Below are 23,071 nucleotides of genomic sequence, written 5' to 3' on the forward strand. Positions count from 1 at the left end.
GGCGAAAACGTTCCTCGACTAGCGTCGCTCCGAATGGGTTTCGGTCAACGTTCGCGGTGTCATAACCGTATTCGCCTTTTGCGATGTGTCATTGGTAGGCTCGATTGGATTCGAACCAACGACCCCCACCATGTCAAGGTGGTGCTCTAACCAACTGAGCTACGAGCCTGAAGAAGCTGAAATTATATGGAGTTTTTTTAGCCTTGGCAAGAGCTTTCGTCCATTCCACTTAGAAAAATTCGCACCCCATTGCCATCGCCATCCGTCCGCCAGCCGCCCCCGGCGCTCATGCCTTGCGCACCGCCCGCACGACGCCCGCCACCTCACCGAGCAACGTGCACGCGCGCTGCACCTGCGACGCACTCGACACCTCGACCGTAAATTGCATGAACGCGGTGTTCCGGCGGCTCTGCGTCTTCACGCCGGTCACGTTCATCTTCTCGCGCGCAAACACTTCGGAGATGTCGCGCAACAATCCCTGCCGGTCGGTTGCCTCGATCATCAGGTCGACCGGATAGACCGACACGCCGCGCCCGCCCAGCACGTCGGCGGACCAAGTCGTCTGCAGCACGCGCTCGGGCGCGCGTTCGGCCATCCGCCGGAACATCGCGCAATCGCTGCGGTGAATCGACATTCCCTTGCCGCGCGTGACGAAACCGCTGATCGCGTCCGGCGGTGCGGGGCGGCAGCAGCGCGCAAGCTGCGTGAGAAGCGCGTCGACGCCGACGACGAGCACGCCCGCCGACGCGCCTTGCGTGACGCTCGCGCCGCTACTGCGCTTCTCGAAATTCTCGGGCGCTTCGGGCTCGGGCTCCGGTTGCGGCGCATCGGAAAGCGCCTGCTCGACGTTGCGCAGGCTGAACTCTTCCTTGCCGACTGCCGAGAACAGTTCGTCGGACGACTTGAAACCAAGCTTCGCCGCAAGCTGCTCGAGATTCACCGACGTCTTGCCTTCACGCTGCAGCGTCTTCTCGACAAGCGCGCGGCCGCGCGCAACATTCTCTTGCTGGTCGATCAGGTTGAACCACGCGCGCACCTTCTGGCGCGCCCGCGCGCTGTGCAGATAACCAAGCTGCGGATTGAGCCAGTCACGCGACGGGCCGCCCTCTTTCACCGTGACGATCTCGACCGTCTGGCCGTTCGCAAGCGGCGTGTTGAGCGGCACCATCGCCCCGTCGACGTGCGCGCCGCGGCAGCGGTGGCCAAGCTCGCTGTGCAGGTGATACGCGAAGTCGACCGGCGTCGCGCCCTGCGGCAGCGCAATCACGCGCGCCTGCGGCGTCAGCACGTAGATGTGATCGTCGGCAAGCGACGCCTCGCGCAGCTGCGCCCACGCGTCGCGGCCGCTCGCGTCACCGCCGCTTTCCGCGACGTCGTCCTTCCACGCGAGCAGTTGGCGCAGCCATGCGATCTTCTCGTCGTATTTGTCACTCGCCTCGAACTGACCGCCGTAACCGCGCGCGCCCGCTTCCTTATAGCGCCAGTGCGCGGCGACGCCGTATTCGGCGAAGTTATGCATCTCCTGCGTGCGGATCTGCACTTCGAATGCGCGGCCGTCGTCGCCGATGACGACCGTGTGCAGCGATTTATAACCGTTCGGCTTGGGCCGCGAGATGTAATCGTCGAACTCCTTCGGCACCGGCTGCCACAGGTGATGGACGATGCCGAGCACCGTGTAGCAATCCTTGATGTCCGGCACGATCACGCGAAACGCTCGCACGTCGTAAAGCTCGGAGAAATCGAGTTCCTTGCCGCGCATCTTGCGCCAGATGCTGTAGATATGCTTGGGCCGGCCGCTCACGTCGGCCTGGATCTGCGCGGCGGCCAATTCGCGCTCGAGACGCCCGATTGCTTCTGCGACGTATGCCTCGCGCTCGACGCGCTTCTCGTCGAGCAGCTTCGCGATGCGTTTATAGGTAACGGGGTCCTCGAAGCGAAACGCGAGATCCTCCAGCTCCCACTTGAGCTGCCAGATACCGAGCCGGTTCGCGAGCGGCGCATAGATTTCGAGCGTCTCGCGCGCCAAATCAGGCGGCGGCGCGATCTTCGCGGCGGCGTAGTAGCGCATCGACTGCAACCGCGACGCGAGCCGGATCAGCACGACGCGAATGTCCTGCGCGAACGCGAGCAGCATCTTGCGCAGCGCCTCGATCTGCGCGCGCCGCTGCGCCTGCGCGTCGCGGCCGGCATCGGCCGCCGCGTTCTGCGCGGCGCGCAGACTCACGGTACCCAGACGCAGCAGCTTGCGCACGTCGTTGACGAGTTGCACGACCTCGTCGCCGAAATGCGCGGCGATCTGCGTATCGGGATCGCTCAAATGCGGCGTCAGCGCGAAGAGCGCGGCCGCGCTCACCGCGGGCGGATCGACGTTCAACCGCTGCATGATCGACGCCGTGCCCGCCGCATGCTCGACGAGCAGCTCGCCCGACGACAGCCGCGCATCGCCCGCGTGCTCGCGCACGAATGCGAGCGCGTCGTCGAACGACGGCGCCGCAACGGCGGCAGAAGCCGATTCGGCTGTCATTGTCGTGCCCTGCTTCATCGGTACGTCGTGTTGCACAACCACGCGGCTTACGCTTTAGCTCCGTTGCGCGGCGACGATCACGACCTCGACGAGGCAGGCCGGATCGGCAAGCTTCGCCTCGACAGTTGCGCGCGGCGGCGTCGCGCCCGGCACAACCCATGCGTCCCACACTTCATTCATGCCTGGAAAATTCGCCATGTCGGAGATGAAAATCTGCACCGACAGCAGATGCGACTTGTCGCTGCCCGCCTCTGCGAGCAGGCGATCGATGTGGCCGAGCACTTCGCGCGTCTGGCCCTTGATGTCCTGGGCGGTGTCCTCGGCGATCTGGCCCGCGAGATAGACCGTGCCGTTATGGATAGCAATTTCGGAAAGGCGGGGGCCGACGTGGTGACGAATGACTGCCATGAGAAATCCCGGTTGGAAAGTTGATCGAAACACGGCGCGACCCACATCCGGATGAGCCGCGCACGCTTGCGGCCGCATCGCGCCGAACCGCATATTATGACGCGTGCTGCGCTTATGCGATAAAGAATCGACGCGCAATCGCAATTTGATCGGCGCTCACGAACGCCGGCGCATGGCCCGCTTGCGCGACCTCGACGCTCGACACCTCGCGCCCGCGCGCCTTCATCGCAGCCACCGTCTCGCTCGACAGCAAATCCGACTGCGCACCGCGCACGACCAACAGCGGGCCGCCGAACACTTCGAGTGCACGCCACAGCAGCGTTTCGCCGAGCGCATTCGCCTCGGGCGTCGCGGCGGCGAACGGCTCGACGATCCGCGGATCGTAGCGTGTGCGCCATCCGCCGTCCGCGTCCTGCTTGAGCAGCGGCCGGTTGATCTCGCGCCATTCGTCAGGCGTGAGCGGGCCGAACGGCAGCGACAGCGAGGTCAAATAATCGACCCCTTCTTGCTCGGTCGCAAAGCGCTTGTCGAGCCCGAGATATTCGCCGATCCGCGCCAGTGCCGGGGGCTCGATATGCGGGCCGATATCGTTGACGAGCATCTTGCCGATCGGCGTGCCCGGCAACCCGCCGAGCGCGAATCCGATCAAGCCGCCCATCGACGTGCCGAACCAGTCGACCCGTTCGACGTCGAGCCGCGCGATCAACGTCACCATGTCGGCGACGTATTGCGGTATGCCGTAGAGCTTCGGGTCGGCAAGCCAGTCGGAGCGGCCGCGCCCGACGATGTCGGGACACACGACGCGATAGACATCGGCGAGCGCCGCGGCAAGCCGGTCGAAATCGCGCCCCGAGCGGGTCAGGCCGTGCACGCAGACGAGCACGCGGGGATTGTCCGGCTCGCCCCACTCGGTATAGGCGACATGGTGCAGGCCAACGGGGCTCGCGCATTGAACGCGGCGCTCGCGAGGCTGCCGCAAAGAGGAAGGGGCAAGGTTCGATGACATCTGCGCATCCTGACGAACAATTGGCATGAAGAACGCCCGTCGCGCCGAAGGAGACGGGCCACCGGGCACACGGATCGATTGTAATCCGCGTTGCGCCGGCGTGATCCGCAGATCAGCCGTCCGGCCGATGCGACACGTTGCGCATACGGCCGTCGAAGCCCCTCATGCCAAGCCTGACGCCATTCAGCCAGCACCAGCCGCCCCCTTTGCCGACCACAGCGGCAACGCCAGCCGCAAGCGAGCGCGCCGCCGTCATGGACCAGCACGGCTGCACCATAGCAAAACGCCCCGCGTTTTACCCAACGCGGGGCGTTTTGCAGCGCGGGCCGGCGGCCGGGTTTCAGCGCATGCCCGCCAGGCAACGGCTACTCGGCAACACAAACAAGACTGCCGCCGCGCCCGCTACGCGAACGCGCTCACGTCCAGCGGCGCGCCCGTCTTCGCCTGGATCTCGTCGACGCTCACGCCGTCAGCCAGTTCGACGAGCTTCAGCCCGCCGTCCGTCACATCGATCACGCCAAGATCGGTGATGATCCGGTCGACGACGCCAACGCCCGTCAACGGCAGCGAACATGTATCGAGAATCTTGTGCTGGTCGCCCTTCGCAACATGTTCCATCAATACGATCACGCGCTTGACGCCCGCGACGAGATCCATCGCGCCGCCCATCCCCTTGATCATCTTGCCGGGGATCATCCAGTTCGCGAGATCGCCGTTCTTGCTGACCTGCATCGCGCCGAGAATCGCGAGGTTGATGTGGCCGCCGCGAATCATCGCGAACGAATCGGCCGACGAAAAAATCGACGAACCCGGCAACGTTGTCACGGTCTGCTTGCCGGCGTTGATGAGATCGGCGTCGACTTCGGCCTCGGTCGGTGACGGCCCGATGCCGAGCAGACCGTTCTCCGATTGCAGCCAGACTTCGATGCCCGCCGGCACGTGGTTCGCGACGAGTGTCGGCAACCCGATACCGAGATTCACATAAAAACCGTCCTGCAGTTCTTGCGCCGCGCGCGCAGCCATCTGGTCACGATTCCAAGCCATCTCAGTCTCCTTTCGCGCGCACGACGCGTTGTTCGATGCGTTTTTCCGGCGTCGCATTGAGTACGAGCCGCTGCACGAAGATGCCTGGCGTATGGATCTGATCCGGATCGAATTCGCCGTTCTCGACGATCTCCTCGACCTCGGCAACCGTAACGCGCCCCGCCATCGCGCACATCGGGTTGAAGTTGCGAGCGGTGCGGCGATAAATCAGATTGCCCGACTTGTCGGCCTTCCACGCCTTCACGAGCGCGACATCGGCGGTCAGCGACGGCTCCAGCACATACTGCTTGCCGCCGAACTCGCGCGTCTCCTTACCTTCGGCGATCACGGTGCCATAGCCGGTCTGCGTGAAGAACGCCGGGATGCCCGCGCCGCCTGCGCGCAGCTTTTCGGCAAGCGTGCCTTGCGGCGTGAATTCAAGCTCGAGTTCGCCGGCCAAATACTGACGCTCGAATTCCTTGTTCTCGCCGACGTATGACGAAACCATTTTCTTGATCTGCCGGGTTTCGAGCAGCAGGCCAAGGCCGAAGCCGTCGACACCCGCATTGTTGCTGATACAGGTGATGCCCTTCACGCCGGAATCGCGCAGCGCGGTGATCAACGCCTCAGGAATCCCGCACAAGCCGAAGCCGCCCACCGCAAAAGTCTGTCCGTCGCTCACGATGCCCTCGAGCGCGGCAGCCGCACTGGGGTAGATTTTGTTCATCTGTGTCCCTTCCTCTATGGAAAACGGTTCGACGGCTCATGCGGCCTGCTCGTCCGCCTGCTCCGCCACACCACATTCTAGGCACGCGCGGCCCATGCTGCCGCGGCGCACAATTATTCTCACCGCCTCCGCAGCATGAGAGCCGCGACCTGCCCGAAAGGGTACGATGCGCTCGACATGGGGCACAATACGCAAAAATGCATAAGTGTTCGCCGTAGCCCGCGCGGCGTCCCGCCACCGCCCACCCGCTTCCATGTCTGCCATCGACTATCAGACCGCATTCCACCTCGCGCCGATCGGCCTCGTCCTGTCTCGCGACCGAGTGATCGAGGACTGTAACGATGCGCTGGCCGCAATCTTCCGCTGCGCGGCGCGCACCGACCTGATCGGGCAATCGTTCGAAGCGCTCTATCCGTCGTCCGACGAATTCGAGCGGATCGCCGAGCGGATCGCGCCGGCGATGATCGCGCACGGCAGCTACGCCGACGACCGAATCATGAAACGTGCAAGCGGCGAACTGTTCTGGTGCCACGTGACGGGCCGCGCGCTCGAGCGCACCGCGCCGCTTGCCGCCGGCGTATGGACATTCGAGGATTTGAGCGCGACGCGGCGAGTCGCGATCGAGCTGACGCCGCGCGAGCGCGAAATCGCCGCGCAGCTCGTGACGGGCAAAACGAGCAAGCAAATCGGCCGGCTGCTCGACATCAGCTCCCGCACGGTCGATATCTACCGTGCACGGCTGATGCGTAAATACGGAACGGGCAATACGGCCGAGTTGGTGCAACGCCTGCTCGGGCGGTAAGCAGCCTGCCAAATCGGCCGCCGCGGCAGAAAAAGAAAACGCCAAATAACCGGCCCGCCATTAGCGGCAGTTGAAACTCAAAAATCAACGGAGCCGAGCTATCCCATTATTCATCTCAAATTAATTCACACCCAAAATTCAATAATCCTATCTCTGAAAACCGATTCAGTCAAAATTCGAGTCTACACTTTTCTGTAAAATTTATTTACCCTTATGCCCGGTAACCAGATCTAGAACAAGCGCACAGTAATATCAGACGAAAAGCAATGCATCTGCATTGTCCGGGTAATAATATTTAATAGATAGTTGAACGAGGATGCCAACCTTTCAGCCGGACGCTTCGATAGCGTCCATCCTTCGATCGGACCGACTCGCGGTCCGGTGGCGCCGCTTCGCGGCTGACGCCGGACTCAGCCATGCCATGCCTGCGGCGGGACCGCCGGCATGCCGTGCGGATATCGCGCAACGCTGAGCGACCAAGCAACCGAATAGTCGAGCAATCACGTGACAAAAGCGGCCGTGCATCAGCGCGGGGCTGCGGCATGTTTTCTCGCATAAATCAAACAACAACGATTTTTCAACCAACTACAACCAAACCCTAAGACCAGGTACTTTCATGATTATCGCGAGAATAAGACCCTTCCTCTTTATTTTGATATTGGGTTTGATTGGCTGCCGCTCTTCTTTCGCTCAAACCAATACGCCGGTAACCGGAACCGATGTCGGCGGCGAAATCCTCGATATTATTAATCAAAACTCCAAGAATCCGGCACAAGCCATCAATAATTATATGGCCAGCCTTGCGGCAATGAACGTGCGCTGGGTCCGCATTCATATCAATTGGGCGAACATCCAGTTGGCGAAGACCTGGATCATTCCCGGCGACCTCAATCCCGGCCCGACCAGCGGCCTATACTGGGGCGTCACGGATGCCGTCGTCCGAGCCGCTCGAAACAACGGCTTGCGAATTCTCGGCGTGATCACGTCCACGCCGAAATGGGCAGTCGGCGCGCAATGTCCAAGCAGCTATCGCAGCGGCATGTACACGCTGTGCGCGCCCGACCCCACGTCTTATACCAATTTCGCGAAGGCGGCCGCCAGACACTATGGCAACGACAGCTACGGCGGGAGAATCGACGCATGGGAAATCTGGAATGAACCGAATTGCGGCCCTGACTTCATCCCGCACGATCCCGTGATATACACGCAAATTCTGAAAAGCGTTTATCCGGCGATCAAGCAGGTCAATCCATCCGCTTATGTCTACGCGGGCGGCAGCTCGAGCTGCATCACCGCACCGAACAACGGCACCGGCGCCCTTCCGGCGAACGGCGTGGCGGGCTTGGTCAATTCCACGAATCCGCAATATCCGGCTCCGGTGCAATGGGAGCCCCGCGATTGGCTGGCCGTTATGTATGCGAACGGCGCGCACGGGTACTTCGACGCGCTCGCCCATCATCCGCACTGCCACAGCGATGACTGGCAAGCACCAGGCAATCAGTGCCCGAGCACCACGCTCAACTCGCAGTACCCGGATTACTCGAACGCGTTCAACATCATGTGGCACACGTTCTCGTCGCCGTCCTATGCATGGCCGTCGCCTACCGGCAAGACTTTCGCGAGCTACACCGGAACCAGTCTGCGCGACTTGATGAGCGCGAACGGCGATGCAGGAAAGTCCATCGCGATCACCGAGTTCGGCGCGCCGACCACGGCGTCGGACGGCGCGACCAATTTCACCGGCCAACTGGGCGGCAATCCGCAGCAATATACGAACGCCAATTTTCAAACGATGGCGCCGCCGTACCTGACGCAAGCGAATCAGGCGCGCGAGTACCGGGAGTTGATGGCGTGGATCAGCAATCAGCCGTATGGCCAGTACGGGCCCGTGTATGCGTATTCGCATTCGGACATGGCCCTGTCGTCGCCGTACAGCGGGGATATCTATGAGCCGTATTTCGGCCTGATGACGATCACGTCGTCGACGGGCTCGACCGGCACGGTGGGTGCGCCCAAGATCGCCGGGACGTATCAGGCCGCGTCGAGCCCTTACTATCCGGCATGGCCAAACTTCGGCGCCGCCGCGAAGGCAGCCGCCAGCCAGACGCCGGGTTATGCGCCGGTTGGTCCAGGCTGGTAAAAATCTCGAAAGATCGATGGGAAGGCGAGCGGCCGCAAGCGCGGCGCTCGTTGCCTTGCATGCGGAAGCTGGCGGTGTTCGCGCGAAACCCGCCACGCTTGCGGGGCTTAATCGATGCAAATACCGCCCCCGCAGGCCGGAATCACGCTGCATGCGGGTTCAGCGGGCGCCCGCTGAACCGGGCCGAATACACATCGCCCGAACAGTCCACGGAGCGGCAGATACGCCCGCAAACCACCGAAAATTCAGCGCCCCTCTACTCCCGCTGTTTTCGCCAACGCGCTTTCAATCACCTGACGCAACGCATCTGGCAACGGCACCGATTTACCCAGCGCATAATCGACCCACACACAACGCGCATTGCCGCGCGCGTACAGATGCTCGGGATCGTCCGCGCGGGTCAGCTCGAAACCGGTATCGAAGCTGCTGCGGCCGGGCTTGGCCGCCGACATGCGCGCCACCACGTCGCCCGGATAGTGCAGCTGCTTCAAAAACTCCATCGACGCATTGACGATCACGGGCCCTTGCCCCTCGCCGTTGCCGCCCGCGATGCCGAGGGTTTCGAACCACGAGATCCGCGCCTGCTCCATGTAGCGGAAATAGACCGTGTTGTTCACATGGCCGAATGCATCCATGTCGCCCCAACGAATCGGCATCGACATCTCGAAAACGGGGGTGTAATCGCTCATTGCACGCTTCTTTTCTACAAAATGACTATCCGGCGGCGCCCGCTCATGCGAGGCCGTGACCGTCGTCGGCCGAGATGATCGAGCCGTTGATGAATTGCGATTCGTCGGCCGCGAGCAGCAACAGCAGGCCGTCGAGATCCTGCGGCTTGCCGACCCGCCGGCGCGGCAGCGCCGACTGCAGCTTCTGGCCCTGTTCGGTTTCCCACAGGTAATGATTGATCTCGGTATCGATATAGCCCGGGCAGATCGCGTTCACGTTGATCCCGTAGCGCCCCCATTCGAGCGCCATCGCGCGCGTCATGTGGACGACGGCCGCCTTGCTCATCGCATAAAGGCCGATTTGCGCAAACGGCCGCAAACCCGCCACCGACGCGATGTTGATGATCCGAAACGCCGGCTTCCCGTTGCCGCTGCCCGCGCGCATGATCATTCGTTTGGCGACTTCCTGCGCGACGAAGAACGCGCCGCGCGTGTTCGTATCGAATACATATTCAAAATCGGCGGGCGTCACGTCGACGAGCTTTTGCATCGTCGATACGCCCGAATTGTTGACAAGGATATCGATCGTGCCAGCCTCGGTTTCCGCATGCGCGACGGCCGCCTTGATGCTTGGATAGTCGGTGACGTCGAGCGACACCACGTGCGCGGCGCCGCCCGCCGCCTCGATCTCCGCGCGCAGCTCCTTGAGCCGCTCGACGCGGCGGCTCGCGAGCACCACTTTCGCGCCCGCCTGCGACAACACCTGCGCAAAACGCTGGCCGAGGCCGCTCGATGCGCCCGTGACGAGCGCAACTTTTCCTTCCAGATTGATCGACCGGCCCATGCCGACTCCCATTGTTTTCAATGATGCAATGCCGCAACAGTATCACGCGTTCCGGCGCGCATCCCAACTTCAAAAATAGAACGATCGTGCTAATCTACAGGTTCGCTGTTGCGGCAAGCGTTTTATTTAGCCGACAATACGGTCCCGAATAAAAGCATTCTAATGGTTAGAGGAGCGTTCATGACCCCCGCAAGCCTCATCGAGCAATACGGCCCTCGCGAATCGATGGAATACGACGTCGTGATCGTCGGCGGAGGCCCGGCGGGCCTGTCGGCGGCCATCCGGCTCAAGCAGTTGGCCGCGGAAAAAGGCACGGAAATTGGCGTCTGCGTGCTCGAAAAAGGCTCGGAAATCGGTGCGCACATTCTGTCGGGCGCGGTGATGGACCCGCGCGCGCTCAACGAGCTGATCCCCGACTGGAAGGCGCAAGGCGCGCCGCTCGACGTCGAGGTGACGGAAGACCGCTTCCTGTTCCTGACCGAGAAAAGCGCGTTCCAGGTGCCGAACTGGGCACTGCCGGACAACTTCAAGAACCACGGCAACTACGTGATCAGTCTCGGCAACGTCACGCGCTGGCTGGGCCAGCAGGCCGAGGCGCTCGGCGTCGAGATCTTCCCGGGCTTTCCAGCCGCCGAGATCCTTTACAACGACGACGGCTCGGTCAAGGGCGTCGCGACGGGCAACATGGGCATCGGCAAAAACGGCGAGCCGACCGAGAACTTCCAGTTGGGCATGGAGTTGCATGCGAAGTACACGCTGTTCGCGGAAGGTTGCCGCGGAAACCTCGGGCGCCAGTTGATCGACAAGTTCAAGCTGAACGCGCAGAGCGACCCGCAAACCTACGGGATCGGCATCAAGGAGCTGTGGGAAATCGACCCCGTCAAGCACAAGCCGGGCCTCGTGATCCATACGGCGGGCTGGCCGCTGTCGTCCGATACCTATGGCGGCTCGTTCCTCTATCACCTGGACAACAACCAGGTCGTGGTCGGCTTCGTCGTCGGACTGGCTTACTCGAACCCATATTTGTCGCCGTTCGAGGAGTTCCAGCGCTACAAGACCCATCCGTCGATCCGGCCGTTCCTCGAGGGCGGCAAGCGTGTGTCGTACGGCGCGCGGGCGATCACGGCGGGCGGACTGCTGTCGCTGCCGAAAACCGTGTTCCCCGGTGGCGCGCTCGTCGGCGACGACGCGGGCTTCCTGAACGCATCGCGGATCAAGGGCAGCCACGCGGCAATCAAGACCGGGATGCTCGCCGCCGAAGCCGCGTTCGACGCGTTGCAGGCTGGCCGCCAGAACGACGAATTGAACGCGTATCCGGACGCGTTCAAGACCTCGTGGCTGCACACCGAGCTGTACCGCGCGCGAAACTTCAAGCAGTGGATGAGCAAGGGGCTGTACCTCGGCACGTTGATGGTCGGCGTCGAGCAGAAGCTGATGAACGGCAACGTGCCGTGGACGCTGCGCCATCAGCACGCGGACCACGAGATGCTGAAACCTGCGTCGCAATGTCAGCCGATCGATTATCCGAAGCCGGACGGCAAGCTGACTTTCGACCGCCTGTCGTCGGTGTTCATTTCGAACACGAATCACGAGGAGAATCAGCCTGCGCACTTGACGCTCAAGGACGCAAGCGTGCCGGTGAACGTCAACCTGCACAAGTACGCGGGTCCGGAAAGCCGGTTTTGCCCGGCGGCGGTGTACGAATTCGTGAAGGACGAAAATGGCGAGCGGCTGGTGATCAATGCGCAGAACTGCGTGCACTGCAAGACCTGCGACATCAAGGATCCGACGCAAAACATCGTCTGGGTTACGCCCGAAGGCGGCGGCGGGCCGAATTATCCCAACATGTAACGCGTGTGCGCACGGACGCGCCGTGTGCCGGGCCCGCCCCCCCGGACCTGGGTGCACGGCCCCGGCACTCAAACGAAACGGGCGCCAGAGCGCCCGTTTTTTCAATGTGCCGCAACTCTGGCCAGCGGCACTCGAACCGCCCGGCGTGCTGCCGCCGTTTCGCGCTCGGCTTATTTCGCGTCAGGCGCGCGCGCCGCAACCCTCGGCGTCGCGGTCGAAACGTCGCCGCACTGCGCGCGGTGGCGCAACGCGTGATCGATCAGCACGAGCGCGAGCATTGCTTCGGCGATCGGCGTTGCGCGGATCCCGACACATGGATCGTGACGCCCGAACGTCTCCACGACGGCGGCCTCGCCTGTCTTCGTGATCGAACGGCGCGGCGTGCGGATGCTCGACGTCGGTTTGATCGCGATCGATACCGTGATGTCCTGCCCGGTCGATATCCCGCCGAGCACACCGCCCGCGTGATTGCCGACGAAGCCTTCGGGCGTCAGCTCGTCGCCGTGGACCGAGCCGTGCTGCGCGACGCTGGCGAAACCCGCGCCGATCTCCACGCCCTTCACCGCATTGATCCCCATCATCGCGTGCGCGATGTCGGCATCGAGCCGGTCGAAAAGCGGCTCGCCCCAGCCGGCCGGCACACCTGACGCAACGACGTCGATTCGCGCACCGATCGAATCGCCGTCTTTACGCAGCTCGTCCATATACGCCTCGAGTTGCGGGACGATGTTCGCATTCGGCGCGAAAAACGGATTCCCGCGCACGTGCGCCCAATCGACGAACGGAATCTCGATCCCGCCCAGCGCGCTCATGTAGCCACGAACCTCGACGCCGAAACGCTCGCGCAGCCATTTCTTCGCAATCGCACCGGCGCCGACGACAGGCGCGGTCAACCGCGCGGACGACCGGCCGCCGCCCCGGTAATCGCGCACGCCATACTTCTGCCAGTACGTGTAGTCAGCGTGGCCTGGGCGGAAAGTCTCCGCGATATTGCCGTAGTCCTTGCTGCGCTGATCGGTATTGCGAATCAATAGCGCGATCGGCGCGCCTGTTGTCACGCCGTCGAACACGCCCGACAGAATTTCGACCTCGTCGGGCTCCTGGCGCTGCGTGACGTGTCGCGACGTGCCGGGCTTGCGGCGGTCGAGTTCGATCTGCACATCGGATTGCGAGAGCGCGAGGCCCGGCGGGCAACCGTCGACCACGCAGCCGATCGCGGGGCCATGCGACTCGCCGAAGGTCGTGACAGTGAAAAGCGTACCGAGGGTATTGCCGGACATAATGCCGTCCAAAAGAAAGGAATTCGCGGAAACCATCATTATGCCAGCGGCCCGCGCGCTTGCGCCGCGCATCGCCGCAACGAACGGCTGACTGCGCGCACGGCTGCGGGCCGCCGTGCGCGCCTTGCGTCGTCAAAATGAAGAAAACCGCGCTTGTTTGCGCGCCTACTTGCGCGCACCACGCAGCGCGGCCACGGCCGCCTGCAAAGCCTGCGGCGTCGCCGCCGCGGCCGGAATCGGCTCGCCGACCGCAAGCGTCAACCGGCTCATGACCCCGCGCTTGACGGGACGCGGCCAGTACGCATCCTCATGCCGAGAAAACACGCTGCCCCACAACCCGCGCAACGCCATCGGTAGAACGGGCACGCTCACGCGCTGCAGGATCTCGGTGAGCCCGTGATGAAATGGGTTGATCTCGCCCGTTCGTGTGAGCTTGCCTTCCGGAAAAATGCAGACGAGTTCGCCTTCGCGCAGCGCGGCCTCGCATGCGTCGTAAGCACGCTCGAGCAATGCCGGATCCTCGTGGCGCGGCGCGATCGGTATCGCCTTCGCATGACGAAACGCCCAGTTCGCGACGCGTGTCTGGAAAATCCGGTGATCCATCACGAAACGGATCGGCCGCGGGCTTGCCGCCGCGAGCACAAGCGCGTCGACATAGCTCACATGATTGCACACGAGAAGCGCCGCGCCTTGTTCCGGCAGCCGCTCCGGATGCACGAGACGAATCCGGTAAAACGTGTGCACCAGCACCCATGCGACGAAGCGCAACAGAAATTCCGGCACGAGCGAATAGATGTAGCCCGCGACGATGACGTTCAGCAGCCCGGTCAGCAGAAAAATGCCCGGAATGCTGACGCCCGCCTTGGTCAGCAACATCGCCATCAATGCCGACACGATCATGAACAGCGCGTTGAGGATATTGTTGGCGGCAATGATCCGCGCGCGGTGCGTCGGCGCGCTGCGGCTCTGAATCAGAGCGTAGAGCGGCACGCTATAGAAGCCGCCGAACATCGCGAGCAGAAACAGATCGGCGAGGATGCGCCAATGCGCGCCAGCGCCGAGAAACTCGCCGACCGTCAGCAGATGCGCTTGCGCCGGCAATGCGTGGCTCGCGAAATACAGCTCGATCGCGAACGCGCTGATGCCAAGCGAGCCGAGCGGCACGAGCCCGATTTCCACGCGCCGCCGCGACAGTCGCTCGCACAATAGCGAGCCCAAGCCGATACCGATCGAGAAGGTGGCGAGCAGCACGGTGACGACGTCCGGATTCGCCGACAGTACATCCTTCGCAAAGCCGAAAAACGACGTGAGAAATGTCGCGCCGACAAACCACAGCCACGAGATGCCGAGCAGGCTGAGGAACACCGTGCGGTCCTCGCGCGCGAGCCGCAGGTTGCGCGCCGTCTCCGAGAACGGATTCCAGTTGATCGTCAGATCGGGCTGCGGCGCGGGCGTGATCGGCACGCAAGCCGCCGCGCCGCGCCCCGCGACCGCGATGGCCACGCAGCAGACGGCGAGCAGCCATTCGCCACGCGCCGCGATGCCCGCCGCCGCCCCGCCGATGATCGTGCCGATCAGGATTGCGACGAACGTCCCCATCTCGACCAACCCGTTGCCGCCGACGAGTTCGTGATCGCTCAAATGCTGCGGCAGATAGGAGTATTTGACGGGCCCGAACAGCGTCGAATGCATGCCCATCATGAACGTGCACAGATAGAGAAGCGGCGCGCTATGCATGACGAAGCCCGCCGCGCCGATTGCCATCAGCACGATCTCGAACGATTTCACGAAACGTGTGAGCCGCGCCTTATCGTATTTATCGGCGATCTGGCCCGCCGTTGCCGAAAACAGCACGAACGGCAAAATGAAGACCGCCGAGATCAGGAACGCGGCGGTTTTCGGGTCGACGCCGCTGAATTTCGCCGTCTGATACGTGACGAGCGACGTGAAACCGATTTTGAAAACATTGTCGTTCAGCGCGCCGAGAAACTGCGTCGCGAAAAACGGCGCGAAACGGCGCTCGCGCAACAGATCGAACTGCGACGCGTGCGTGCGGCGCGGCTCACGACGCGCGGCGGACACCACCGAGGGATCACTCATACATAAAAACGCCCGCTCGACGCATCGATACGATCGCGTAAGCGGGCGAATGAAAATAAACGGATGCCGGGCCGGCTGTGCGGCGCACCCGGCCGCGGCCGGCACGCGCGACGCACGAAACTCAGCTCGCCAGCGGCTTGTGCTCTTCGCCGTCGGGCTCCGGCCAGTCGCGGATGTATGCCTTGAGCATCCGGTTCTCGAAGCTCTGCGCCTCGACCACCGTTTTCGCGACGTCGTAGAACGAAATCACGCCCATCAGCACCCGCTTGTCGAGCACCGGCATGTAACGCGCATGGCGCTCGAGCATCATCCGGCGCACTTCGTCGAGATCGGTCTCCGGCGTACAGGTGAGCGGCTCGTCGTCCATCACCTTGCGCACGAGCGCGTCGCCCAGGTTGCCGCCGTTCGCCTTCAAGCGCAGGATGATTTCGCGAAACGTCAAAATCCCGACGAGATCGCCGTACTCCATGACGACGAGCGAGCCGATATCGTGCTCGGCCATCGTATCGACCGCACTGCGCAGCGGCGTATCGGGCGTCACGGTGAAAAGCGTGTTGCCCTTGACTTTCAGAATATCGCTGACGCGCATCGTTGTCCCCTATTGCAACTTGCTTCGTGCAAGACTGGCTTCCGATCCTAACGGAAAGCCTGTCAAAAGGAAAGCGCGTGCGCCGCGCGACGGGTCGCAGTTGCAGCCTGGCGCGGCTCGCCGCAAAATGAACGGCGCATACGCGCCGCGCCAGGCCGGTGCCGGCACGTCGGGCGTGCGCATGGGCCGCAGCGGAGGATCAGGCGTCAGTTCGGAGAAGGTGTTGCACCGGCTCCGGGCAAACGCTCAGGCGCGGATTCCGGCCGGCATGGGCACGGCAACGTCAATTGCCCGCGGCCGCGGCATGGGACCGGAGTAAGTGCCGAAGCACGTACTCCGATCGACACAGGAGATCACCATGGCACACTCCGATTCCTCCCCTACCGGGCATTTCGCGAATTTCTCCGAGTTCTACCCGTTCTATCTCGGCGAACATCGCAATCTCGTTTCACGGCGGCTTCATTTCATCGGCTCGCTCGGCGTGATCGGCTGCGTCGCGATGGCGCTCGCCACCGGCCGGTGGGCGTGGCTGCCCGCCGCCATCGTCTGCGGCTATGCTTTCGCGTGGGTCGGCCATTTTTTCTTCGAAAAAAACCGTCCCGCGACGTTCCGGCACCCGCTCTACAGCCTGATGGGTGACTGGGTCATGTTCAAGGACATCTGCACCGGCAAGCTGCCGATCTGACCGGCCGCCCGACGCGGTGCGCCGGCCGCCTCAGGCGGTGCGCGGCGGCAGCGCGGGTGTGGGTTGCGCCGCGGGGTGAGCGCCGCGCGCCGCGCCGGCCTTGCGGCGCGCGATCAATTCCGCAAGCGAGACGCTCAGCTTGTCGGTGGCGAGCGCATCGACGAGTGTCGCGCAATCGATCTGGGTCTTGCCGCGCTGCGCCTGGTAAATCAACTCCGAACGATCGATCACGAGCACGTCGAACAAATCCGCGACGCTCAGCCGTTCGGGATTCACGAGCAGCACGTAACGCGGCATCACATCGTTGCCGTTTTGCAGCCGCGCGATCCAGCAGCGCTCCTCGAGCGTCGACAGCAAGCGCTGCGCGGTTTCCATGTCGCAGCGCGTCAACAGCGCGAGCCGCGCCGCCGTATAGCCGCGCTTGCCGGCATTTTGCGCATCGGCCAGCCGCGCGAGCAATTCGAGCGAATCGAGCAGATCGCTGCCCGGATAGTGGATCCGGTGGAACTGGCCGACCCGGATCGCCGGCAGCGACGATGCAATCATCGCGCCCGCGAGCGCGATGAACCAGCTCAGATACATCCACAGCAGGAACATCGGCAGCGCGGCGAACGCGCCATACACCGCGGTATAGGTCGGGATGCGCCGCACGTAGTAGCCGAAGCCGCGCTTTGCCAGCTCGAACGCGACCGCTGCGCAAATCCCGCCCACCACCGCGTCGCGCCACGCCACCGTGCAGTTCGGCAAATAAACGTAAAGCAGCGTGAATGCAAGCACCGCGAGCGGCAGTGACGCCGCGGTCAGCAGCCATTCGAACACGGTTGTCACGCCCGTCGAGCCCGTGAACGCAAGCGACTGCGTGAACAGATATGACGAAATCGACAAGCTCACGCCGAACAGCAACGGCCCGAGCGTGATCAACGCCCAATACGCGAGCACGCGCTGTGCGAGCGGCCGCGGCTTGCGCACCCGCCAGATCACGTTGAATGCCGATTCGACCGTCATCATCGTCATCACCGCGGTGAAAACCAGCACGATCAGGCCGGCGGTTGTCAGCCCTTTCGCCTTCGACGCGAACTGGTTCAGGTACTTGAAAATCTGGCTGTTGAACTGCGCGGGCATCAGGTGATCGGCGAGAAATCCCTGCAGCGAGTTCTGGAACGACGCGAACATCGGAAACGCGGTGAACAGCGCGAACGCAACCGTCACGAGCGGCACGAGCGCGAGCATGGTCGTGAACGTTAGGCTGCCCGCGACTTGCGGGATGCGGTCTTCCGCGCTGCGCTTCGCGGCAAAGCGCGCGAGACGCTTGACGGTATCGAGATCGACGCTCAACTTCTTCAACAACGGCGGACTCTCCTATTGCGACTTGGGAACGGCCTATGCCGCGCGGCGGGGCAAACCCCCACGCGGCGCGGCAGCTTCAGCCCCTATAATAGCCGCTCATTCAAGAGGCCTATGAAAGACATCCTCGTGCTCTATTACAGCCGTCACGGCGCGACGCGCGAACTCGCGCGCGCGATCGCGACGGGCATCGACGGCGTGCCCGGCATGCAGGCGCGCATCCGCACCGTGCCGCCGGTGTCGACTCTCTGCGAAGCCACCCAGCCCGACATTCCCGACGACGGCCCCCCGTATGCGGAGCCGCGCGATCTCGACGAGTGCATGGGCCTCGCGCTCGGCTCGCCAACCCGTTTCGGCAATATGGCCGCGCCGCTCAAGTACTTTCTCGACGGCACGACGCCGCAGTGGCTCTCGGGCGCGCTCGCGGGCAAGCCGGCATGCGTGTTCACGTCCACGGGCAGCCTGCACGGCGGCCAGGAATCGACGCTGTTGTCGATGATGCTGCCGCTGCTCCATCACGGGATGCTGATCGTCGGCATCCCGTACACCGAAAGCACGCTGACTGTCACGCAGACGGGCGGCACGCCGTATGGCGCGTCGCACTTCGCGCGCGCCGCCGACGCCGTGCACGCGTCTATCTCCGCCGACGAAAAAACGCTCGCGATCGCGCTCGGCGCACGGCTCGCGCGCATCGCGGCGCGGCTCGACGCGGCATCGGCATGAGCGCGCGCGCGGCGGCCAACCCGCGCGCGGCGCGCGCTGCCGCGCTATGCGCGGCGTTGCTGATCGCGCTGTGCGTCGCATGGGAGACCTGGCTCGCACCGCTGCGCCCCGGCGGCTCCGCGCTGATGCTCAAGGCCGTGCCGCTCGCGCTCGCGCTGCCCGGCGTATGGCGGCGCAATGTCTATACGCTGCAGTGGGCGTCGATGCTGATTTTGATCTATCTTGCGGAAGGCATCGTGCGCGGGATGACGGACGGCGGGCTGTCCGCCTGGCTCGGCTGGGCCGAGGCCGCGCTCGCGCTCGGTTTTTTCGGCGCGGCGCTCGTGTACGTCGCGCCGTTCAAGCGCGTCGCGAAGCAAGCGGCAAAACAGGCCGCCGATCCGAGCGGGCAACCCGCCGCACCCCAGCCGCCCGCGCCACGCCGCCCGCGCTCCTGATTTCCTCGACCGCGTCCCTCTTTCGAGTTCGAACCATCGCCATGACCGCCTCCTCCGCTTTCATCGACGCCTGCCGCGACGCAATCGGCGCGGACCATGTATTGACCGATGCGCACGATACCGCCGCATTCCTCACCGACTGGCGCCGCCGCTATCAAGGCGCGGCGTGCGCGGTACTGCGCCCGGCGAACACCGCCGAGGTCGCGGCGATCGTCAAGCTCGCGCTCGCGCATCGCGTCGCGCTGGTGCCGCAAGGCGGCAACACCGGGCTCGCCGGCGGCGCGACGCCCGACACGAGCGGCCAGCAAGCGGTGCTGAGCCTGGCGCGCCTGAACCGCGTGCGCGCGCTCGATCCGTACAACAATACGATCACCGTCGAAGCCGGCGTGATCCTCGCCGACGTGCAGGCGTGCGCGCAGCAGGCCGACCGCCTGTTCGCGCTGAGCCTCGCCGCCGAGGGAAGCTGCACGATCGGCGGCAATCTCGCGACGAATGCGGGCGGCACCGCGGTGCTGCGCTACGGCAACACGCGCGAGCTGTGCCTCGGGCTCGAGGTCGTGACGCCGCAAGGCGAAATTTGGGACGGCCTGCGCGGGCTGCGCAAGGACAACACCGGCTACGATCTGCGCGATCTCTTCATCGGCGCGGAAGGCACGCTCGGCATCATTACGGCAGCCGTGATGAAGCTGCATCCGCGCCCCGCCGCGCAGGTCACCGCGCTTGCCGCGCTCGACTCGCCGCACGCGGCGATCGACTTCCTCGCGCTCGCGCAGCGCGTAGCCGGCCCGCTGCTGACGGGTTTCGAGCTGATGTCGGATTTCTGCATGCGCCTCGTCGGCCAGCACTATCCGCAGTTGCGCTACCCGTTCGACGCACCGCACCCGCAGACCGTGCTGCTCGAACTGTCCGACAACGAGAGCGAAGCGCACGCGCGGGCGTTGTTCGAGAAGATGATGGAAGACGCGTTCGAGGCCGGGCTCGTCGTCGACGCGGTGGTCGCCGAAAATCTCGCGCAGTCGCGCGCGTTCTGGGATCTGCGCGAGCACATCCCGCTCGCGCAGGCCGACGAAGGGCTCAACATCAAGCATGACATCGCGCTGCCGATCTCGGCGATCGCGCGCTTTATCGACGAAACCGACGCGGCGATCCAGGCCGCCGCGCCCGGCTCGCGAATGGTCACGTTCGGCCATCTGGGCGACGGCAACCTGCACTACAACGTGCAGGCGCCCGCAGGCGGCGATCCGAAGAACTTTCTCGCCGAGTATCAAGCGCCGATCAACCGGATCGTCTACGACAACGTCCATCAGTACCATGGCACGATCAGCGCCGAGCACGGTATCGGCCAGCTCAAGATCGACGACGCGCAGCGCTACAAGCCGGCGGTCGAAATTGACATGATGCGCGCGCTGAAAGCCGCGCTCGATCCGCTGAACCTGATGAACCCCGGCAAGGTGCTGCACTGACGCGACGCGTCGGCGCCGCGCCGCGAAGGAGCCGCCCGTGAAGATCCGCGTGCTGTCCGATCTGCATCTCGAACACCATGAGCCCGACGCGATCCCATTCGCGCACGCGGATCTCGTCGTCCTCGCGGGCGATATTCATAATCATGCGCAAGGCTTGCGTTGGGCGGCCCGGACGTTTGCCCCCGACGTGCCAATCGTCTACGTGCCCGGCAATCACGAGTACTACGACGGCGAATTCGGCGCGCTCGAAACCGCGATGCGCGATACCGCATCGGCGCTCGATCACGTGCACTATCTGAACAACGATACGTATATCGACCCCGCCGGGCGCTTCCGGGTGCTCGGCACAACACTCTGGACCGATTTCGGGCTGTTCGGCACCGACGCCGATACGCTCGCGCAGGCGATCGCCGCTTGCGAGCGCGCGATGCTCGATTTCAGGGGCTTGATTCAGGTGGACTGGCCGGACGGCGCGGACGGCACGCCGCCCGGCGCCGAACGCATGGCCGGCGCGAAGCTTGCCGCTCGGCAGCCGCCGGGCACGGATACGGCCGCCGCGCCGGCAATCGCCCGCGTTCCCGGCACGCTCCATCCGAGCGCATCCGTCGCGACCGCTTCCGGCGCCACGCCGCCGCCCGCCGCCGCCGCGCCGCATCCCCGCGGTTTCACGCCGCGCGACGCGCTGGCGCTGCACCGCACGGCGCACGCCTGGCTCGAGCACGAACTCGCGAAGCCGTGGGCAGGCGCAACGATCGTCGTCACGCATCATGCGCCCCACCGCGCGAGCCTTGCCGCCCGCTACGCCGGCGATCTCGTGTCGTCCGGCTTCGTCAATGATCTCCCCGCGCTCGTGCGGCCGCCCGTCTCTCTATGGATTCACGGCCACACGCACACATCCTTCGACTACACGACGGCAAACGGCACGCGCGTCGTCTGCAACCCGCACGGCTACGTGAGCCGGCGTACCGGCGAGCACGAAAACCCGGCGTTCGAATGGAACAAAGTCGTCACGCTCGGATAACCCGCACATTCAGCGCACGGCGGTGAATGCGTCGGTAAGCGCGACGCACGCCTCGGCGGGAACCGCGCTCGCAGCGGCGAAAGCCGCGTTCGCCGCAACGCGAAGCGATGCCGCTCACAGCACGGTCCGCCGGCCGTCGCGGTGCACGCGGCGCGCACGCACCGGCACCGGCACCGGCGCACGGCGCATTTGCGCATCGAGCGCGCGCAGCAACCCGCGCGATGCGGCAACGCCCACCACGCCGAGCAGTGCGAGCGCGCCCAGGCCCATCAGCAGTTGCGTATTCATCGATTTCTCCCCGATTCGTCGAATGTGTTGAACGAGTGCCTAAAAAAGACAGTAGCAAACCCATTGCCGAACGACCGTTAAAAAATGTTGCGCCAGCGTCAAACACGGTCAATTCCGCCGATCGGCAGCATGAATTGCCCTTTTGCCTTTTTTTACTTGTTTCGCGCGCGCATTCGGCATTCAGGTTTGAATGGTGAATCGTTCGAGTTCGGCCTCGTCGGCTTCGAGAACCGACGGCAGTTCGTCACGCAGAAAATCGACCCACGTGCGGATTTTCGCGTCGAGATATTGGCGCGAAGCATATAGCGCATAGATGTTCATCACGTGCGACCGGTATTCGGGCATCACGCGGACGAAGTCGCCGTTGCGCAGCCCGGCGATCGCCGAATAAAGCGGCAGCACGCCGATTCCCATTCCTTCGCGCACGCCGGCCGCAAGCGCCTCGGCGACATTGACGCGAAACGGCGGCGACGCCAGCGTGACGGCTTCGTCGCCATTCGGCCCCGTCAGCTTCCATTCGTCCCAGTACAAACCCGGCGCGACCATGGCAAGGCACACGTGGCTCGCGAGATCCTGCGGGCGTTGCGGCGCGCCGTGCTTGTCGAGATACGCGCGCGACGCGCATACGACGCTGAACGTCACGCCGAGCCGCTGCGACACGAGCCCCGAATCCGGCAGATCGCGGCCGACCACGAGCGACACGTCGAAGCCCTCCTCGAGCAGATCGGGAAAGCGCTGCGCGAGCGTCAAATCGACGTGGACGTCGGGATAGCGCCGCTGGTAGCGCGACACGGCAGGCACCGTGTAATGCTGACCGAGGCTCGTCATGCAATGGACTTTCAGCTTGCCGGACGGGCGCGCGTGCGCGTCGCTTGCCTCCGCCTCGGCCTGCTCGACATACGCGAGGATCTGCTCGCAGCGTTGCAGATAGCGCTCGCCCGCCTCGGTAAGCGCGATGCGGCGAGTCGTCCGGTTCAGCAGGCGCGTGCGCAGATGCGCTTCCAGATCGGAGACCGCCCGCGACGCGTAGGCCGTCGTCGTATTGAGCTGCTGCGCTGCTGCCGTGAAGCTGCCCGCATCAACCACACGGACGAACACACGCATGTTTTGGAGCGTATCCATGGTGTTTCCCTATCGAATCCGGCCAG

At 64.0% G+C, this 23,071-nt stretch carries 20 protein-coding genes, 1 tRNA gene and 1 pseudogene; 8 read left to right on the forward strand and 14 right to left on the reverse strand.

The window, feature by feature from the left end; genetic code table 11:
- Positions 1–92 precede the first annotated feature (92 nt).
- From WS68_RS25060 to WS68_RS25085, 6 genes and pseudogenes are all read right to left on the reverse strand, one after another.
- Positions 93–169, reverse strand: a tRNA-Val gene (locus WS68_RS25060).
- Between the two features lie 117 nt (positions 170–286).
- Positions 287–2,524, reverse strand: coding sequence for a RelA/SpoT family protein (locus tag WS68_RS25065; protein ID WP_059573434.1), 2,238 nt, complete (start codon positions 2,522–2,524; stop codon positions 287–289).
- A 54-nt stretch (positions 2,525–2,578) separates the two neighbouring features.
- The gene (locus WS68_RS25070; protein ID WP_059573404.1) at positions 2,579–2,932 is read right to left on the reverse strand and encodes a RidA family protein; all 354 of its coding nucleotides are present in this window, start codon (positions 2,930–2,932) and stop codon (positions 2,579–2,581) included.
- A 112-nt stretch (positions 2,933–3,044) separates the two neighbouring features.
- Positions 3,045–4,054: pseudogene (locus WS68_RS25075) on the reverse strand (alpha/beta fold hydrolase).
- A 286-nt stretch (positions 4,055–4,340) separates the two neighbouring features.
- Positions 4,341–4,982 carry a CoA transferase subunit B gene (locus WS68_RS25080; protein WP_059573406.1) on the reverse strand — a complete coding sequence of 214 codons (642 nt, stop codon included), beginning with the start codon at positions 4,980–4,982 and terminating at the stop codon, positions 4,341–4,343.
- A gap of 1 nt (position 4,983) precedes the next feature.
- Positions 4,984–5,688 carry a CoA transferase subunit A gene (locus WS68_RS25085; RefSeq protein ID WP_059573407.1) on the reverse strand — a complete coding sequence of 235 codons (705 nt, stop codon included), beginning with the start codon at positions 5,686–5,688 and terminating at the stop codon, positions 4,984–4,986.
- A 253-nt stretch (positions 5,689–5,941) separates the two neighbouring features.
- Between WS68_RS25085 and WS68_RS25090 the strand changes: the two genes are divergently transcribed.
- Entirely contained in the window at positions 5,942–6,490 is a 549-nt protein-coding gene (locus WS68_RS25090) for a LuxR C-terminal-related transcriptional regulator (RefSeq protein WP_059573408.1), read from the forward strand.
- 616 nt (positions 6,491–7,106) lie between these two features.
- Entirely contained in the window at positions 7,107–8,630 is a 1,524-nt protein-coding gene (locus WS68_RS25095) for a hypothetical protein (protein ID WP_059573409.1), read from the forward strand.
- Between the two features lie 245 nt (positions 8,631–8,875).
- Here WS68_RS25095 and WS68_RS25100 read toward each other — a convergent pair whose 3' ends face one another.
- On the reverse strand, positions 8,876–9,319 hold the full coding sequence (locus WS68_RS25100) for an acyl-CoA thioesterase (RefSeq protein WP_059573410.1): 444 nt from the start codon (positions 9,317–9,319) through the stop codon (positions 8,876–8,878).
- A gap of 43 nt (positions 9,320–9,362) precedes the next feature.
- Positions 9,363–10,142 carry an SDR family oxidoreductase gene (locus tag WS68_RS25105; protein WP_059518588.1) on the reverse strand — a complete coding sequence of 260 codons (780 nt, stop codon included), beginning with the start codon at positions 10,140–10,142 and terminating at the stop codon, positions 9,363–9,365.
- Positions 10,143–10,322: 180 nt separating this feature from the next.
- Between WS68_RS25105 and WS68_RS25110 the strand changes: the two genes are divergently transcribed.
- Positions 10,323–11,993, forward strand: coding sequence for an electron transfer flavoprotein-ubiquinone oxidoreductase (locus WS68_RS25110; protein WP_059573411.1), 1,671 nt, complete (start codon positions 10,323–10,325; stop codon positions 11,991–11,993).
- A gap of 170 nt (positions 11,994–12,163) precedes the next feature.
- On the opposite strand, the gene aroC is transcribed toward WS68_RS25110, so the two are convergent.
- The 3 genes from aroC to WS68_RS25125 form a co-directional block, all read right to left on the reverse strand.
- Positions 12,164–13,273 (reverse strand): chorismate synthase, encoded by a 1,110-nt coding sequence (gene aroC, locus WS68_RS25115; RefSeq protein ID WP_059573412.1) that lies wholly within the window; start codon positions 13,271–13,273, stop codon positions 12,164–12,166.
- A 165-nt stretch (positions 13,274–13,438) separates the two neighbouring features.
- A complete protein-coding gene (locus WS68_RS25120; protein WP_059573413.1) occupies positions 13,439–15,373 on the reverse strand; it encodes an MFS transporter in 1,935 nt (644 codons plus the stop codon).
- 121 nt (positions 15,374–15,494) lie between these two features.
- The gene (locus WS68_RS25125) at positions 15,495–15,962 is read right to left on the reverse strand and encodes a CBS domain-containing protein (RefSeq protein ID WP_059518595.1); all 468 of its coding nucleotides are present in this window, start codon (positions 15,960–15,962) and stop codon (positions 15,495–15,497) included.
- A 358-nt stretch (positions 15,963–16,320) separates the two neighbouring features.
- Here WS68_RS25125 and WS68_RS25135 point away from each other — a divergent pair, with 358 nt between their 5' ends.
- Positions 16,321–16,647, forward strand: coding sequence for a DUF962 domain-containing protein (locus WS68_RS25135; protein WP_059573415.1), 327 nt, complete (start codon positions 16,321–16,323; stop codon positions 16,645–16,647).
- Between the two features lie 30 nt (positions 16,648–16,677).
- Here WS68_RS25135 and WS68_RS25140 read toward each other — a convergent pair whose 3' ends face one another.
- Entirely contained in the window at positions 16,678–17,991 is a 1,314-nt protein-coding gene (locus WS68_RS25140; protein ID WP_059573435.1) for a YihY family inner membrane protein, read from the reverse strand.
- A gap of 114 nt (positions 17,992–18,105) precedes the next feature.
- Here WS68_RS25140 and wrbA point away from each other — a divergent pair, with 114 nt between their 5' ends.
- Genes wrbA through WS68_RS25160 form a run of 4 tightly spaced genes read left to right on the forward strand, consistent with a single transcriptional unit; the run spans position 18,106 to position 21,635 of the window.
- Positions 18,106–18,714, forward strand: coding sequence for an NAD(P)H:quinone oxidoreductase (gene wrbA, locus WS68_RS25145; RefSeq protein WP_059573416.1), 609 nt, complete (start codon positions 18,106–18,108; stop codon positions 18,712–18,714).
- The gene (locus tag WS68_RS25150; protein ID WP_059573417.1) at positions 18,711–19,151 is read left to right on the forward strand and encodes a DUF2069 domain-containing protein; all 441 of its coding nucleotides are present in this window, start codon (positions 18,711–18,713) and stop codon (positions 19,149–19,151) included. The genes wrbA and WS68_RS25150 overlap by 4 nt, the downstream gene beginning before the upstream one ends.
- Positions 19,152–19,192: 41 nt before the next feature.
- On the forward strand, positions 19,193–20,614 hold the full coding sequence (locus tag WS68_RS25155) for an FAD-binding oxidoreductase (protein WP_059573418.1): 1,422 nt from the start codon (positions 19,193–19,195) through the stop codon (positions 20,612–20,614).
- Between the two features lie 37 nt (positions 20,615–20,651).
- Positions 20,652–21,635 carry a metallophosphoesterase gene (locus WS68_RS25160; RefSeq protein ID WP_059573419.1) on the forward strand — a complete coding sequence of 328 codons (984 nt, stop codon included), beginning with the start codon at positions 20,652–20,654 and terminating at the stop codon, positions 21,633–21,635.
- 114 nt (positions 21,636–21,749) lie between these two features.
- Here WS68_RS25160 and WS68_RS28580 read toward each other — a convergent pair whose 3' ends face one another.
- Both WS68_RS28580 and WS68_RS25165 read right to left on the reverse strand, forming a co-directional pair.
- Positions 21,750–21,923 (reverse strand): hypothetical protein, encoded by a 174-nt coding sequence (locus WS68_RS28580; protein ID WP_197419679.1) that lies wholly within the window; start codon positions 21,921–21,923, stop codon positions 21,750–21,752.
- Positions 21,924–22,103: 180 nt separating this feature from the next.
- A complete protein-coding gene (locus WS68_RS25165; RefSeq protein ID WP_059573420.1) occupies positions 22,104–23,045 on the reverse strand; it encodes a LysR family transcriptional regulator in 942 nt (313 codons plus the stop codon).
- Positions 23,046–23,071: the final 26 nt, after the last annotated feature.

The sequence above is a fragment of the Burkholderia sp. TSV86 genome (assembly GCF_001522865.1).
Taxonomy (GTDB): Bacteria; Pseudomonadota; Gammaproteobacteria; order Burkholderiales; family Burkholderiaceae; genus Burkholderia.